General features: G+C 67.6%; 13 protein-coding genes. 7 read left to right on the forward strand and 6 right to left on the reverse strand.

From position 1 onward, the window contains the following. The first annotated feature begins 37 nt into the window (after positions 1-37). Positions 38-1,147, forward strand: a complete 1,110-nt coding sequence (gene queG / locus TVNIR_RS13170) for a tRNA epoxyqueuosine(34) reductase QueG (RefSeq protein WP_015259532.1) — start codon at positions 38-40, stop codon at positions 1,145-1,147. A 90-nt stretch (positions 1,148-1,237) separates the two neighbouring features. On the opposite strand, the gene parE is transcribed toward queG, so the two are convergent. Continuing rightward, positions 1,238-3,118 carry a DNA topoisomerase IV subunit B gene (gene parE / locus TVNIR_RS13175; RefSeq protein ID WP_015259533.1) on the reverse strand — a complete coding sequence of 627 codons (1,881 nt, stop codon included), beginning with the start codon at positions 3,116-3,118 and terminating at the stop codon, positions 1,238-1,240. A gap of 165 nt (positions 3,119-3,283) precedes the next feature. Between parE and trxA the strand changes: the two genes are divergently transcribed. Beyond that, the gene (trxA, locus tag TVNIR_RS13180) at positions 3,284-4,147 is read left to right on the forward strand and encodes a thioredoxin (RefSeq protein ID WP_015259534.1); all 864 of its coding nucleotides are present in this window, start codon (positions 3,284-3,286) and stop codon (positions 4,145-4,147) included. Between the two features lie 58 nt (positions 4,148-4,205). On the opposite strand, the gene TVNIR_RS13185 is transcribed toward trxA, so the two are convergent. From TVNIR_RS13185 to TVNIR_RS13200, 4 genes are all read right to left on the reverse strand, one after another. Beyond that, positions 4,206-4,913: a DsbC family protein gene (locus tag TVNIR_RS13185; protein ID WP_015259535.1), complete on the reverse strand. Its 708-nt coding sequence runs from the start codon at positions 4,911-4,913 to the stop codon at positions 4,206-4,208. A gap of 93 nt (positions 4,914-5,006) precedes the next feature. Beyond that, positions 5,007-5,900, reverse strand: coding sequence for a site-specific tyrosine recombinase XerD (gene xerD, locus TVNIR_RS13190; RefSeq protein WP_015259536.1), 894 nt, complete (start codon positions 5,898-5,900; stop codon positions 5,007-5,009). Between the two features lie 31 nt (positions 5,901-5,931). Then, the gene (locus TVNIR_RS13195) at positions 5,932-6,723 is read right to left on the reverse strand and encodes a slipin family protein (RefSeq protein WP_015259537.1); all 792 of its coding nucleotides are present in this window, start codon (positions 6,721-6,723) and stop codon (positions 5,932-5,934) included. Between the two features lie 67 nt (positions 6,724-6,790). After that, positions 6,791-8,293, reverse strand: a complete 1,503-nt coding sequence (locus TVNIR_RS13200; RefSeq protein WP_015259539.1) for an NfeD family protein — start codon at positions 8,291-8,293, stop codon at positions 6,791-6,793. Between TVNIR_RS13200 and mobA the strand changes: the two genes are divergently transcribed. From mobA to TVNIR_RS13225, 5 genes are all read left to right on the forward strand, one after another. Further along, positions 8,292-8,924 carry a molybdenum cofactor guanylyltransferase MobA gene (gene mobA, locus TVNIR_RS13205; RefSeq protein ID WP_015259538.1) on the forward strand — a complete coding sequence of 211 codons (633 nt, stop codon included), beginning with the start codon at positions 8,292-8,294 and terminating at the stop codon, positions 8,922-8,924. The two genes, TVNIR_RS13200 and mobA, sit on opposite strands and share 2 nt — an antisense overlap. A gap of 385 nt (positions 8,925-9,309) precedes the next feature. Then, positions 9,310-9,867, forward strand: a complete 558-nt coding sequence (gene mobB / locus TVNIR_RS13210; protein ID WP_043740659.1) for a molybdopterin-guanine dinucleotide biosynthesis protein B — start codon at positions 9,310-9,312, stop codon at positions 9,865-9,867. Positions 9,868-9,884: 17 nt separating this feature from the next. Further along, positions 9,885-11,108, forward strand: a complete 1,224-nt coding sequence (gene moeA, locus TVNIR_RS13215; protein ID WP_015259541.1) for a molybdopterin molybdotransferase MoeA — start codon at positions 9,885-9,887, stop codon at positions 11,106-11,108. Between the two features lie 70 nt (positions 11,109-11,178). Further along, complete coding sequence (locus TVNIR_RS13220; protein WP_043740662.1) at positions 11,179-11,700, forward strand: RDD family protein; 522 nt, start codon at positions 11,179-11,181, stop codon at positions 11,698-11,700. A 238-nt stretch (positions 11,701-11,938) separates the two neighbouring features. Further along, positions 11,939-13,900 (forward strand): alpha-amylase family glycosyl hydrolase, encoded by a 1,962-nt coding sequence (locus TVNIR_RS13225; RefSeq protein ID WP_015259543.1) that lies wholly within the window; start codon positions 11,939-11,941, stop codon positions 13,898-13,900. Positions 13,901-14,042: 142 nt separating this feature from the next. On the opposite strand, the gene TVNIR_RS13230 is transcribed toward TVNIR_RS13225, so the two are convergent. Continuing rightward, a complete protein-coding gene (locus TVNIR_RS13230) occupies positions 14,043-15,245 on the reverse strand; it encodes an efflux RND transporter periplasmic adaptor subunit (RefSeq protein WP_015259544.1) in 1,203 nt (400 codons plus the stop codon). Between the last annotated feature and the right edge of the window lie 44 nt (positions 15,246-15,289).

The raw sequence follows: 15,289 nt of genomic DNA on the forward strand, positions 1-15,289 counted from the left end.
CAGTCGGGTCATCATTCACGCTGTCCGCACCTCCGAAATGGGCTGTTCGCCGATCGTGCCGCAAACCCTAACTCCAAGCCAATGCCTCGACCTGGCCGGCCGGATCCGTGACTGGGGGCATGAACTCGGCTTCCGGGCCGTGGGCATCACCCGGGCGTCGGTCGGCATCCACGCGGAGCGCCTCGATGCCTGGCTCGCGCAGGGTTCACATGGCGAGATGCGCTGGATGGCCGACCGCGCCGAGCTGCGGCGCGACCCCGCGCGGCTCGTACCCGGCGTGCAACGCATCGTCAGCCTGCGCATGGATTATCTGCCGCCGGCCACCGCGCGCCCCGAGGCGATTCTCGCCGATCCGGACCGGGCCTACGTCTCGCGCTACGCGCTCGGGCGCGACTACCACAAGCTGATCCGCAGGCGGATCCAGACGCTCGCCGACTGGATCGAAACCGAGGTCGGTCCATTCGGCTACCGCGCGTTCACCGACAGCGCACCGGTTCTGGAGAAGGCCCTCGCCGAGCGGGCCGGGTTGGGCTGGATCGGCAAGCACACCAACCTGCTGGCGCGGGAGGCGGGTTCGTGGTTCTTCCTCGGCGAGCTGTTCACCGACCTGCCGCTGCCGATCGATGACCCGTCCGAGGCGCACTGCGGCAGCTGCCGGGCCTGCCTCGACATCTGTCCAACGCAGGCCTTCCGCGGGCCGTACGATCTGGATGCCCGCCGCTGCATCTCCTACCTGACGATCGAACATCCGGGCGCGATCCCGGAATCGCTGAGGCCGATGCTGGGCAACCGCGTCTACGGCTGCGACGACTGTCAGCTGGTCTGCCCCTGGAATCGCTTCGCGGGTCTCAGCGTCGAGCCGGATTTCGCCGCACGGCACGGGCTGGATGCGGCGGGGCTGATCGATCTGTTTGCATGGGACGAAGCCCGATTCCTGGAACGGACCGCCGGTATGGCGATCCGGCGCATCGGCCACGAACGCTGGCTGCGCAACCTCGCGGTGGCACTGGGCAACGGCCCGGCGACACCCGAGGCGATCGCGGCGCTCGAGCGCCGGGCTGGGCACCCGTCCGCGTTGGTTCGCGAGCACGTCGGGTGGGCGCTCGAACGCCTGCGGCGGGGACCGGGGCCGAGGCGTCGTGCCTGACGGCAATACCTCGGGGCGGCGGGAACGAGATCGAGGAGAAGGGCGGACCAGCGCCGGAGTCACCACCCGGCGCGGCAGTCTGCTCGTGCGTCAGACCTCGGCAAGGTGGCCCTTCCCCTCCAGCCACTGCTTGCGGTCGGTCGCGCGCTTCTTGGCGAGCAGCATATCCAGCAGGCCCATGGTGTCGTCACCGGGATCGAGCGTCAGGCGCACGAGCCGGCGGGTATCCGGGTTCATCGTCGTCTCGCGCAGCTGCAGCGGGTTCATCTCGCCGAGGCCTTTGAAACGGGTGACGGTCACTTTACCGCGGCGCTTCTCGGCCGCGATCCGATCCAGGATGCCCTGACGCTCGGCATCGTCGAGCGCATAATAGACCTCCTTGCCCACATCGACCCGGAACAGCGGCGGCATCGCGACATAGACGTGCCCGCCCTCGACCAGCGGCCGGAAGTGGCGCACGAACAGTGCACACAGCAAGGTGGCGATGTGTGCGCCGTCGGAGTCGGCGTCGGCGAGGACACAGACCTTGCCGTAACGCAGTCCGTCAAGCTGCGTTCCGCCCGGGTCCACGCCGAGCGCTACGCTGATGTCGTGGATCTCCTGCGAGCCCAGCACTTGGTCGGGATCCACTTCCCATGCGTTCAGGATCTTGCCACGGAGCGGCATGATCGCCTGGAACTCCCGGTCGCGGGCCTGCTTGGCGGACCCGCCGGCCGAGTCTCCCTCGACCAGGAACAGCTCGGTGCGCGACAGATCCTGGCTCGCGCAGTCGGCCAGCTTTCCCGGCAGCGTCGGCCCCTGAGTCAGCTTCTTGCGCACCACCTTGCGCCCTGCCCGCTGGCGGCGCTGTGCATTCTGGATCGCGAGTTCCGCGATGCGCTCGCCGACCGAGGGATGCCGATTCAGCCACAGGCTGAAACCGTCCTTCACCACCCCGGCGACGAACGGCGCCGCCTCGCGCGACCCCAGCCGTTCCTTGGTCTGGCCGGCGAACTGGGGATCCTGCATCTTGAATGACACCACGTACGCGACCCGTTCCCAGACATCGTCCGGCGCGAGCTTGATCCCCCGCGGAAGCAGGTTGCGAAACTCGCAGAACTCGCGCACCGCCTCGGTGAGTCCGGTGCGCAGGCCGTTCACGTGAGTGCCACCCTGCGGGGTGGGGATCAGATTCGCGTAGCTCTCTGCCAGGCCCTCGCCGCCTTCAGGGAGCCAGAGAACGGCCCAGTCGACCCCCTCGCGGTCTCCGGCGACCGACCCCATGAACGGCTCGTCGGGAAGCCGTTCCAGCCCTTGCAGCGCCTCGACGAGGTAGTCCTTCAGGCCGTCGGCATAGCACCACCGGCACTGCTCTCCGGTCACCTCGTCCTGGAAACTCACCGCGAGCCCCGGACAGAGCACGGCCTTCGCGCGCAGCACGTGCTTGAGCCGGGGCACCGAGAACTTCGGGCTGTCGAAATAGCGCGGATCGGGCCAGAACTGCAAGCGTGTCCCGGTGCTGCGCCGGGGCACGTCCCCGACCACCTCCAGATCGGAGACCTTGTGACCGCCGGCGAAGGCCATGTTGTATTCCTTGCCGTCGCGCCGGATCCAAACCTCGAGGTGCCGGGACAGCGCGTTCACCACCGACACCCCGACGCCGTGCAGGCCACCCGAGTACTGGTAGTTCTTGTCGGAGAACTTGCCCCCCGCATGCAACCGCCCGAGGATGACCTCGACACCAGGCCGCTTCTCGCGGGGGTGCTCGTCGACCGGCATCCCGCGGCCGTCGTCGGTCACCGACAGGGATCCATCGTGATGCAGCACCACGTCGATGCGCTTGGCGTAGCCGCTGATGGCCTCGTCCACCGAGTTGTCGACCACCTCCTGCGCCAGGTGATTCGGCCGCGAGGTGTCGGTGTACATGCCCGGGCGCTTGCGCACCGGGTCGAGGCCTTCGAGTACTTCGATGTCGGACGCGGAATAACTCACCGGCGGGCTTCCTGTGGGATTCGGCAGGCCGTAGTGTAGTGTGCCCCGGCAAATCGGCGCACGATCCCCCTCCCCCACTGCACCCGGGCGCTTGAATTCGGGGCATTTGGCCCGACAATGTGCAGCATTGCCGAATTGCACCCATTCAGATTCCGGAGTCTTTACATGGTAGAAGCAACGAACGACCTAGTCGAAGTCACCGCCGGTGACTTCGAGGCGGCGGTGATCGAGGAATCCTTCCGGCGCCCGGTACTGGTCGATTTCTGGGCCGACTGGTGCAGCCCCTGCCAGATGCTGATGCCCGTGCTGGCCAAACTGGTCGACGAATACGCGGGCAAGTTCCGCCTGGCGAAGGTGAACAGCGACGAACAGCAGGGTCTCGCCAGCCAGTTCGGAGTACGCAGCCTGCCCACGGTGATGTGCTTCCGCAACGGCAAGCCGGTCGACCAGTTCATGGGCGTACAGCCCGAATCCGCGATCCGCGCGATCATCGACAAATACCTCGAACGCCCGTCCGACCGGATCCGAGAACAGGCGCTGGCGCGGCTGGAAGCCGGCGATGTCGCCGGTGCAGTGGAAAACCTGCGCGCCGCGGTGGCGACCGACCCCGAGCATCACGACCTGAAGATCGATCTGGCACGCGCGCTGGTGCAGGCGGGGGATGCACAGGGCGCCGAGCAGCAGCTGAACCTGCTGCCGATGGACGTGCACGAACAGGATGCGGTGAAACAGCTACGCGCCCGGCTCGTGTTCGCGAAGAACGCAAACGGCACCGACCTGGCCACGCTGGAGCAGGCGGTACGCGACCACGCCGACGACCCCGAGGCGCTGGAGCGGCTGGCCGCCGCCTACATGGTTGCAGGACGCAGCCAGGAGGCCATGGACCTGTACCTGAAATTGATGCAGCGCCACCGGAGCTACAACGACAACGCGGGACAGAAGGGCCTGCTCGCGGCATTCGAGGTGCTGGGGCCGCGACATGAACTGGTCGGTCAGTACCGGCGCCGAATGGTCTCGCTCCTGTACTGAGCCGGTCAAAACCGCCCTCAGGGCGCGCAGCCCCGGGGGCGGTGTGCCGGAGCGTCGCTTACCGCGCGCTGTTCAGCGTCTGGATGATCTCGATCGCCGGCCGATACCCGGAGATCTGGTGGCCGCCGCTGGTGATGGTTGCCGGGGTTCCGCTGATCCCCAGTTCCCGCCCTAGGGCCAAATGCTCGTCGGCCGGCGTGTCGCAGTGTGCCTCGGGGACCGGCTTGCCTTCCTTCGCGAGATCCATCGCGGCGTTGCGGTCGTCCGAACACCAGATATTGCGCATCACGTCGGGGGATTCCCGCCCCAGCACCGGGTACATGAAGTAGCGGACCTTCACCCCGGCATCCAGGTAAGTCTGCATCTCCTGGTGCTGGCGCCGGCAGTACGGGCAGTTGGGGTCCGTGAACACGTTCATCACGTACCGCACTTCCCGCTCGGGAACGTAGACGGTGAGTTCGGAATCAGGGATCTCCGAGAACATGGCGGCACGGGCCTGCTCGCGCGTCTCCTCGGTCAGATTCCTCCGGGTCTCCAGATCGATCAGGCTGCCCTGGATCAGGTACCGGCCATCCTCGGATACGTAGAACACGTCTGCCCCGTAGCGCACCTCGAACACGCCCGGGATGGCGGTGGGCTCGATCGCGTCGGGCGCGTCCGTCGGCACCACCTCGGCCAGGCGCTGCTCGATCGCGTCGCTGGCGGCGGCCGGGGCCGCGATCAGCAGGGTCAACAGCGGAATCAGGAGTCTGCGGGGTCGTAGCATGGGGGTCTCGTCGGTTGGGTGAAAACGGGCGGCAGTGTACCACTGCCGATGCGCGCTTCGACCTGCGTGGCAACCCGTAGTTGCAATCGCATGTCAACCGCGCGGGTGGTGACGGGCGTGCAGCGCCTGCAGGCGCGCCCGGGCGACGTGCGTGTAGATCTGCGTGGTCGACAGGCTGCTGTGGCCGAGCAGCATCTGCACCACGCGCAAGTCGGCGCCATGATCGAGCAAATGCGTCGCAAACGCGTGACGCAGCGTGTGTGGCGACAGCTCAGACGTGATCCCGGCAGCCGCCGCGTAGGCCTTGATGCGGTACCAGAACGCCTGCCGCGTCATGGCACGGCCGCGCCGCGTCACGAACACCGCCTCGGCCGGCGGATGGCCCTGCATCAGCGCCGGGCGGCCGCGCTCCAGGTAGTCTGCCAGCCAGTCCCCGGCGACCTCTCCCAGCGGCACCAGCCGTTCGCGCAATCCCTTGCCGGTGACGCGTAGCACGCCCTGCCTGGGATTCACCTGCGATTGTTCCAGCGCGACGAGCTCGGACACGCGTAGCCCGGTCGCGTACAGGAGCTCGAGCATTGCCCGGTCGCGCCGTCCCAGCGGATCCTCCGGATCGGGCGCCGCCAGCAGGGCCTCGACCTGGATCTCGGAGATGCTCCCGGGCAACGGCCGTCCCAGGCGCGGCGCGTCGATGCGCGCAGTCGGGTCGTCTCGACGCAGGCCGGAGGCGGTGAGAAAGCGATAGAAGCGGCGCAGACTGGACAGCCAGCGCGCAACCGAGCGCGGACGGGCACCCGCGCGCATGCGCGCGCCGAGGAAGTCGAGCAGATCCGACCGGCTGGCGTCGGCCAGGCCCACCCCGCGCGGGTGCAGCCACCGGGCCAGCGCGGTCAGGTCGCGTCGGTAGGCATCGAGGGTCAGGCGCGCCAGGCCCTCGACCGCCCAGAGTTCGTCAAGAAACCGGTCGAGGGCCGGGTCCGGGCGCAAGGGCCCGGGCCCGTGCCCTGCCGGATTGGCCTCAGTCCTTCGCGGCACCGGCCGCGGTGCCGTGGGCTCCGAACTTCGCGGCGATGGCATCGAAGACCTTGGTCAGTTCCATCGGCAGCGGGAAGAAGATCGTATTGCTCTGGCCGCTGTTGGACATGTCGGCCATCGTCTGCAGATAGCGCAGCTGCAGCGCTGCCGGGTTCTGGCTGATGATGTTCGCCGCCTGCGACAGTTTCTCGGCCGCCTGCAGCTCGCCCTCGGCGTGAATGACCTTCGCGCGCCGCTCGCGCTCGGCCTCGGCCTGGCGCGCAATCGCGCGGATCATGGACTCGTTCAGGTCCACGTGCTTGATCTCGACGTTGGTGACCTTGATGCCCCAGGAGTCGGTCTGGGCATCGAGAATCTCCTGGATGTCGGTGTTGAGCTTGTCCCGTTCGGAGAGCATTTCGTCGAGGTCGTGCTTGCCCAGTACCGAGCGCAGCGTGGTCTGCGCCAACTGGCTCGTGGCCGCGAAATAGTCCTCGACCTGGATCACCGACTTGGCCGAATCGACCACGCGGAAGTAGAGCACCGCGTTCACCCGCACCGTCACGTTGTCCTGCGAGATCACGTCCTGGCTGGGCACGTCGAGGGTAATGATGCGCAGGTCTACCTTCACCATCTGCTGGATGCCCGGGATGATGATGATCAGGCCCGGCCCCTTCACCGACTGGAAACGTCCGAGGAAGAAGACCACGCCACGCTCGTACTCGCGCAGCACCTTGATGGACATCGCGATCAGCGCGACGACGATCACCAGTGGGAACAGATATGCACCGGTCATTGCGTGTACTCCTTCACTTGGGTTGTTCTGGGCGCGCCCGGCCGCGGTGGCGACCGGGCGCGCGATGTCAGGACGCCGGTCGGGCGGCGTCGGCGGACTCCTCGGCAACCGGCTCGACCTTCAGCCGGAGCCCCTCGACGGCAACGACGCGGACCTTCTGCCCCCGTTCCACCGGCGCGGTGGTCTCCGCGGTCCACAACTCGCTATGGACGAACACCCGTCCGCTGTGGTCGAAGTCCTCGCGTGCCTCGCCGACCATACCCACCATGTGATCCCGACCGATCGTCGGCCGGACCCGGCGCAGGCGGAACAGGCGCCCGAGCACCCAGATGGAGAACACGGCAACGACCAGCGCCGTCCCCACGACCAGCGGCAGCGAAATGTTCAGATTCGGATCGTCCCACAAGATGATGGACCCCGTGATGAATGCAATGATGCCACCGATGCCCAGCACCCCGAAACTCGGCAGAAACGCCTCGGCGACCATGAAGATCAGGCCCAGCAGGATCAGTGCGAGCCCCGCGTAGTTTACCGGCATCACCTGCAATGCATAGAACGCCAGCACCAGCGAGATCGCGCCGATCACGCCGGGGTAGATCGATCCCGGGTTCGAGAGCTCGAAAATGATCCCGTAAATTCCGATCAGCATCAGGATATAGGCGATGTTCGGGCTGGTGATCACCGCCAGCAGGTTGGTGCGCCAGTCCGGATCGACCGTGATCACCTCGATGTTCTCGGTGTTCAGCACCCGATCGCCCCAGGGCATGCGGACGCTGTGCCCATGCAGTTGCTCCAGCAGGTCATCGAGATTGTCCGCGACGAATTCGATCACGTTCTTTTCCAGGGCCTCGCGCGCGGTCAGGTTCACCCCCTCGCGCACCGCGAGTTCGGCCCAGTCCGCGTTGCGGTCGAAGCGCTCGGCGAGTCCCCGAATGTACGCGACCGCATCCTCGAGCACCTTGCGCTCCATCGCGGTCTCGCCGCGGCGCGGTTTGTCCTCGTCGACCTCCTCGTCGTTCGCCTCCGCGCCGTTGGCGTCGGTCTCCTGCGCATCGTCGCCGTTCGTTGCGTCGTCGTTCCCGTTGCCGCGGTCATCGCCGCGCGACGGCCGGCTGCCGCCGTCGTCCATGCCCGGGAACCCCCCGCCGCCCATCTGCACCGGCGTGGCCGAACCCAAGTTTGTGGCCGGCGTCATCGCCGCGACGTGGGATCCGTACATCATGTAGGTACCGGCACTCGCGGCGCGTGCGCCGGCCGGATGCACGTAGGTCACCACCGGCACGTCCGCGGCCAGCATCGCCTTCACGATGTCGCGCATCGACGAATCCAGCCCGCCGGGGGTGTCGAGTTGCAGCACCATCAGCTCGGCGTCTTCCCGCTCCGCGCGCGCAATGCCGCGTATGATGTAGTCGCCGGTGGCCGGTCCGATCGAGTCGGCCACGGTCAGCAACAGGGCCTGCGGGCGATCCTCCTCGTCCCCCGAGGCCGCCAGCAGCCAGCCGGCCGCGAATGCCAGGCAGGTCGCCCAGAGGATCCAGCGAAGAATTGGGGTCTTTTTCAGCACGCGCATGGTCGAAATCCTGAACGTCACGAATGAAGCCGGCAACGGCGAGCGTTCCGTCGGCCTGATTCTGGCCGGCGGGCAGGGCCGCCGCATGGGCGGGGCCAACAAGGGCTGGCTCGTCTGGCACGGCCGCCCCCTCATCCTACACGCTATCGAGCGTCTGGGGCCGCAAGTCCACCGCCTCGCGATCAGCAGCAACACTGCTGTGGACCAGTACCGGAATCTGGGGTTTCCGGTACTCCGCGACCGGCACGCCGATTACCGCGGTCCGCTGGCCGGGATTGCCGCGGCACTCGCCCGCTATCCGGGGTACGGCCTGCTGTGCGTACCGGTGGATGCACCACAGCTCCCGCGCGACCTCGCCGAACGCCTGGCCGCAGCACTGAGGGACGGCGGCGCCGAGGTGGCGATGGCTCACGACGGCACACGCCTGCAACCACTGTTCGTGCTGCTGCGCGCCACGCCCGGGGGTACTCTCGCCACCGATCTGGCCCGCGATCTGGACGCGGGGCCGCTGGCGGCCGGCGCCTGGCTCTGCTCGCGCCGGCACCGGGTCGTCGACTTCTCGGACCAGCCCGAAGCTTTCGTCAACCTGAACCGCCCCGAGGATCTCGAGCGCGGCACGCGAACGCGATGACCGTTCCCCGTCGCTGGCGCTTCCTTCCGGCTGTTCGCGATCGGTTCCTGACGGCAGGTGGGAGACGGGGGCGCTGCGCTCTTCCGCCCGCGTCACCGACAACCCCGGCGCCGCGGTCCGCCAGGCGCAACGAAGTGTGGCCACCCGCCGCCCTGGAAAGCCCGCCGCGCCTGACCCGCCCACGGCGTTCGACGGATGACGGATGACGGATGACGGCGCATTTACGGATCGCCCGAGGCGGGAGCAGCGGGTTCGCTCACGCCAAGGGTTTCACAAGCCTCGAACCCGGCCCTGTACCCCGGGTGCCAACGGGCCGGCGCTCGGGTATCCTCGAACGCCGGGAAACGAACCCCGGCGCCCCATGAACCGGACCGTGGAAACGATCATGGACTCAGACAAACACCCGCCGCCTCTGCTCGGATTCGCCGCCTGGAGCGGCGCCGGGAAGACCACGCTGCTCACGCGGCTGTTGCCGGTTCTGCGCAGCGGCGGTCTCGAGATCGCGATGATCAAGCATGCCCACCACGATTTCGACATCGACCATCCGGGCAAGGACAGCCACGTGCTGCGCAAGGCCGGTGCCTCGCAGATGCTGGTCGCGTCCAGCCGCCGCTGGGCGCTGATGGTCGAGAACCCCCCGGAGCGGGAGATCGACCCGGTGCTGGACGATCTGGTGGCGCGAATCGACCCGCGCCGCGCCGATCTGATCCTGGTCGAGGGTTTCAAGCGCGAGCCGATCCCGAAGATCGAGATCCATCGCCCGGCGCTGGGCAGGCCGCTGCTGTGCACCGGCGATCCGAACATCATCGCGGTGGCGACCGATCGGCCTGAAGCCGTACCCGAAGGCATCCCGGTGCTGGCGCTAGACGCAGTCGGGGAGATCGCTGCATTCATCGGCAAGCGGTTCCAGCTGCCGGGCTTCGCACATCCAACCGCGCCATGACCGTGGAGGAGACCTGCATGGACGAATCCGACCCGAACGCGCTAACCGTCGAACAGGCGCTGGAACGGATCCTGGCAACCACCGAACGGGTGACCGGCTCCGAGGCGGTCGCATTGCCGGATGCGCTCGACCGCATCCTGGCCGAACCGGTGGCAGCGCGGATCGACGTCCCTCCGGCACGCAACGCGGCGATGGACGGCTACGCGCTCGCCGCTGCAGACGGCGACGCCGGAAGCCGGCTGCGCATCGCGGGCATATCGGCCGCCGGGCATCCGTGGGACGGCGCCCTGGGCGCCGGCGAATGCATCCGCATCCTGACCGGTGCCGTGGTTCCCGACAGCGCCGATACGGTGGTGATGCAGGAGCACGTGACCGTGGATGGGGACCACATCACCCTGGCCACCGATGCCCGGCGCGGTGCCAACGTCCGCAATCCCGGCGAGGACACGCGGGCCGGCACCGTAATCCTCGACACCGGGCGCCGGCTGACCCCGGCGGATATCGGGCTGCTGGCCTCCCAGGGTATCGGCGAGGTTCCGGTGGTGCGCCGACCGCGGGTGGCCTTCTTCACCACCGGGGACGAGCTGGCGCCGATCGGGCAGCCGCTGAAACCGGGCCAGATCCACGACAGCAACCGGCATACCCTGCGCGCGCTGCTGAGCCGCTACCCGGTGGTGTTCGAGGACCTGGGCGTGATCGCCGACACCGAGGAAGCGGTACGCTCGGCCCTGACCCGCGCCGGGGAGAGCGCGGACCTGATCCTGACCACTGGCGGCGTCTCGGTTGGCGATGCCGACTTCGTGACCCGCCTGCTGCAGCGCGAAGGCGAGGTCGGTTTCTGGAAGGTCGCGATGAAGCCTGGGCGGCCGCTTGCCTTCGGCCGCTTCGGCCAGGCCCTGTTCCTGGGACTTCCCGGAAACCCGGTCTCGGCGATGGCGACCTTTTCGCTGTTCGTCCGTCCCGCGCTGCTCCGGCTGTGTGGTACCGAACCGGCGCCGCCATGGACGCTGCGTGCCCGCCTGCTGGAGAATCTGCGCAAGCACTCCGGGCGCACCGACTTCCAGCGCGGGGTGCTGGAACGGCGGGATGGCGAATGGGTCGTGCGTTCCACCGGCGGCCAGGGTTCGCACCAGCTGCGCTCGATGAGCCTCGCCAATGCCTACATCGTGCTGCCTCGCGAAAGCCGCGGCGCGGAGGCAGGCGAGCAGGTGGACGTGATCCCGTTCCATTCGGTGTTCTAACCGTGCGAGCGTGCTGTTCCGCGCCGGCCCTGCGCCCCCCGGTGCCCCGGTACCCGGCCTCCTGCCGCTGATGGCGGACCCAACGGCCTCCGGGGATCCGGTCGGCCTGCTGCGCCGTTTCGCCGCGATGTTCTACGATGGCTTGCTCGTTCTCGCGGTGTGGTTGGTGCTCGGGCTATCGTTCCTGGCCATCGGCACGCTGACCGGGCCGCCCCCCGTTCCGGTGCTGCTGGCCGCCCAACTCGTCGCGGCCTGGGCCTTTTTCACCTGGTTCTGGACGCGAACCGGGCAGACGCTGGGCATGCAGGCCTGGAACGTGCAGCTGCATGGCGAGCACGGCGGGCGGGTACACCTGTGGAAGGCGACGCTGCGCTACCTGGTGGCGCTGGCACAGTGGCTGCTCTTGCTGTTCGCGGTACACCTGGCACGCGAGTACGGCGCGGTGGCCAGCATCACCGTCACTGCGCTGCTGCTGATCGGCATCGGGCTCAGCCAGCTGCACCCTCGCCGCCTGATGCTCCACGACTGGCTCTCCGGCACCACACTGGTGCGCATCGCGCGACAGGCACCCCCGCATACGCGCCAGCGCTGAGGCTTCGCGGGGCCCACGGCCACAACGATTTTGCGCGCCCCTCCAACGGGTACGGCGCGCCCGACGCACCCGCATCGAGACCGCCCCCCGTTACCCGGTTCCACAGGCCTTCGGTGCACGCGGCACCGGATGCCGGGCGGTTTGCGATCCTGCGCCCGGTTGCCGATGATGAGCGCCTCCATGCCCCGGGCGCCGACCGGCTCAGGGCCCACTGTACCCGACGCCTGCGACGGATCCCATGTACGAACAAGTCTCCCACTCGCTGCTGAACGAGATCCTCGACGAACTGAAGCCGGAGATCCGGCGCCAGGATCTGCGCTATTTCTATACGCGTCTGGGTGCGAACTTCTACGCGATCTACTCGTTGTTCCACGCGCTGTACGGCACACGCGAGGATTTCAGGGAGAAGGCCATCAAGCTGGTCGAGGTGATGGCAAGCCGCTACATCGAGCGCTCCGCCGAACTGGAGGCGCAGGACAAGGAGCGGGAACTCAACCACAACTGGTTCCTGAACCAGGAGTGGGTCGCGATGGCACTGTACGCCGACGGCTTTGCAGGCAACCTCGACGGTCTCTGTTCCCGCATTTACTACCTGCAGGAACTCGGCGTGAACATGCTGCACATCATGCCGATGTTGCTCTGCCCCGAGGACGCCAGCGACGGCGGCTATGCGGTCAGTGACTTTCGCCGGATCGATCCCCGAGTGGGCAGCCTCGAAGAACTGCAGCAACTGGGGGCGTCGATGCGCAAGCGCGGCATGCTGCTGACGCTGGACGTGGTCGTGAACCACACTTCCGACGAGCACGAATGGGCACAGAAAGCGCGCGCCGGGGACAAGAAATACCAGGACTACTACTACATCTTCCCCAACCGCGACATCCCGGACATGTTCGAGGAGACCATGCCCGAGATCTTTCCGGAAACCTCGCCCGGTAACTTCACCTACGACGAGGAAATGGGCCAGTGGGTGATGACGGTCTTCAACTCGTTCCAGTGGGACCTGAACTACAGCAACCCCGACGTCTTCATCGAGATGCTCGACGTGCTGTTGTTCTGGGCCAACCAGGGAGCCGACATCCTGCGCCTCGACGCGGTCGCGTTCCTCTGGAAGAAGATTGGCACCACCAGCCAGAACGAGCGCGAGGCGCACCTGATCCTGCAGCTGATGAAGGACTGCTGTCAGGTCACCGCACCGGGCGTGCTGTTCATCGCCGAGGCGATCGTCGCTCCGCTCGAGATCATCAAGTACTTCGGCGAGGACGCGGTGATCGCGAAGGAATGCGAGATCGCATACAACGCCACTTTCATGGCCCTGCTCTGGGACGCGATGGCGACACGCAACGCGCGCCTGCTGAACCTCGGCATCAAGAGCCTGCCGAACAAGCTCGACCGCGCGACCTGGCTGAACTACGTGCGCTGCCACGACGACATCGGGCTCGGGTTCGACGACCGCGACATCGTGGCCGCCGGCTACGAGCCCTTCGCCCACCGCAAGTTCCTGGTCGACTACTTCACCGGCCAGTACGAGGGTTCGGACGCCCGCGGCCAGCCCTTCGGCCGCAACGAGAAAACCGGCGATGCGCGCATCTCCGGTTCGCTGGCGTCGCTCGCCGGCCTCGAGAATGCGCTCGAGGCCGGCGACGAGAAGGCGATCGACCGCGCGATCCAGCGCATCCTGCTGCTGCACGGAATGATCATGTCGTTCGGCGGTATCCCGCTGCTGTACTACGGTGACGATATCGGCACGCTCAGCGACTACAGCTATCTTCGGGATCCGAACAAGGCCGGCGACAGCCGCTGGATGAACCGCCCGCGCATCGACTGGGAGAAAGCCGAACGCCGACACCAGCACGGAACCGTCGAGCAGCGCATCTTCGACGGCATCCGCAAGATGATCGCGGCGCGCAAGGGCATTCCGGCGTTCGCGGATTTCAACAACCGTGAACTGATCGATCTCGACAATCCGCACCTGTTCGCGTACCTGCGCACACACCCGGAACAGCAGCAGTCGTGTGCAGTGCTGGTGGTCGCGAACTTCGACGCGAACCCGCAGTATCTCGAGCTGAACCAGATCCGCTACCGCAGCCTGTACCTGCGCGGTACGCTGCAGGATCTGCACACCGGCGAGATCCCCCGGCTGTTCAACGACCGGCTCGTGATCCCCCCCTATCGCTTCTACTGGCTCGGCCACGCCCGGTAGACCGTCGCCGCCTACCGCTACGAGGGCGGTCGCTTGCTGCCCCGGCCGCGGCACCAGCCGATGACCGGGTGCTGTCCGGCGATGCCCTGCCCGATCGCGGGCGCACTTCGTTCATGGATCGGGGATGGGCGCTTGCGCCCGATCAGCCGCCGCGCTGCGGCTGCACGCGGACGCCGTCGCGCACCCGGTCGCCGGGATGCGTCACCACCGTTTCCCCGGGACTCAGGCCGTCGACGATCTGCGAGATCATGCCGCTGCGCCGTCCGGGCTGCACCGACCGCTCCCGCGCACGGCCCTCCGTGACCACGAACACCGCCCAGCGGCCATCGACCCGAAACAGCGCACTGGTCGGCACCTGGGTCACATCTTCCCCCTCCCACAACACGAATTCCGCCTCGACGCGGAAGCCCACGCCCAGTCGTTCGGCCGCTTGCTGCACGTCGGCAAAATCGACGATCACGGGCACCCGCTGCTCGTCCACGCCCAACGCGGACACCCGCGTGAAGCCGGCCGGCTCGACCCGCCGCACCCGTCCCTGGAGCAGCTCGTCGCCGCCCCAGCCCCCGATCGTTACGCGCATGCCGGAGCGAACGCGCACCGCGTCCATCGACAGCAGGTCCACCTGGATCTCGAGGTCCGCGAGGTCCCCGACCTCGAGCACGGGCTCACCGGCCTGGATCGCGCCCTCGCAACAACGATGGCGGTGCAGCACCACGCCCGCCGACGGCGACCGCACTTCGAGCAGCGGCTGATCTTCGCCTGGTCGCGTTCCGCTGGCGATGTCGAGCACCGCCCGCGCACTCTCGACCTCGGAGCGTGCGACCTGGACCGAGTGCTCGGCCGCCCGAACCACGGCCCGCTGGCGATCCCGCGCACTGCGCGCCCGTTCCATTTCCGTTGCGGACACCAGCTCGCGCTCGCGCAGTTGCCGGTAGCGCTCAAACTCGGATTCCGCGAAACTGGCCTCGGCGCGCTCGGTCTCGAGGTTCGCCCGCGCGGTCTCGAGCCGCGCCCGCGCCGCGGACAGGTTCTCGCGCGCCTGTTCGAGGCTGCGGGCATCGAGCGCCGGCGCGGGAAGCGGTTCCATCCGGAACACGACCTGCGCCAGTTCCACCGGATCCCCGGCCTCCAACGCGACCCGCTGCAGGTAGCCTGCGATCGGCGCGGACACGGTGAAGGTGTCGCGCAGGCGGGTGCGCCCCTCCTCTTCGACCGATTCGACGAAGGCTCCGGAGCGCACCTCCGTAGCGCTCACCGGTACCGGTGCCGGCATCAGCGCCCAGGCGAGCAATCCCGCCGCCGCCAGCAGCACCAGCGCCCATAGAGTCTTCTTCCGCCATTTCATTCAGCCGTGCTCCTCGAGTCCACCGCCATGCCATCGCCTTCCGG

Source organism: Thioalkalivibrio nitratireducens DSM 14787 (assembly GCF_000321415.2).
Classification (GTDB): Bacteria; Pseudomonadota; Gammaproteobacteria; order Ectothiorhodospirales; family Ectothiorhodospiraceae; genus Thioalkalivibrio; species Thioalkalivibrio nitratireducens.

Excerpts from the sequence above, each read along its gene's own strand:
- queG (WP_015259532.1), top strand. The coding sequence starts at position 38 with ATGGGCTGTTCGCCGATCGTGCCGCAAACCCTAACTCCAAGCCAATGC.
- trxA (WP_015259534.1), top strand. The coding sequence starts at position 3,284 with ATGGTAGAAGCAACGAACGACCTAGTCGAAGTCACCGCCGGTGACTTC.
- TVNIR_RS13185 (WP_015259535.1), bottom strand. The coding sequence starts at position 4,913 with ATGCTACGACCCCGCAGACTCCTGATTCCGCTGTTGACCCTGCTGATC.
- TVNIR_RS13195 (WP_015259537.1), bottom strand. The coding sequence starts at position 6,723 with ATGACCGGTGCATATCTGTTCCCACTGGTGATCGTCGTCGCGCTGATC.
- mobA (WP_015259538.1), top strand. The coding sequence starts at position 8,292 with ATGGTCGAAATCCTGAACGTCACGAATGAAGCCGGCAACGGCGAGCGT.
- TVNIR_RS13200 (WP_015259539.1), bottom strand. The coding sequence starts at position 8,293 with ATGCGCGTGCTGAAAAAGACCCCAATTCTTCGCTGGATCCTCTGGGCG.
- mobB (WP_043740659.1), top strand. The coding sequence starts at position 9,310 with ATGGACTCAGACAAACACCCGCCGCCTCTGCTCGGATTCGCCGCCTGG.
- moeA (WP_015259541.1), top strand. The coding sequence starts at position 9,885 with ATGGACGAATCCGACCCGAACGCGCTAACCGTCGAACAGGCGCTGGAA.
- TVNIR_RS13220 (WP_043740662.1), top strand. The coding sequence starts at position 11,179 with ATGGCGGACCCAACGGCCTCCGGGGATCCGGTCGGCCTGCTGCGCCGT.
- TVNIR_RS13225 (WP_015259543.1), top strand. The coding sequence starts at position 11,939 with ATGTACGAACAAGTCTCCCACTCGCTGCTGAACGAGATCCTCGACGAA.
- TVNIR_RS13230 (WP_015259544.1), bottom strand. The coding sequence starts at position 15,245 with ATGAAATGGCGGAAGAAGACTCTATGGGCGCTGGTGCTGCTGGCGGCG.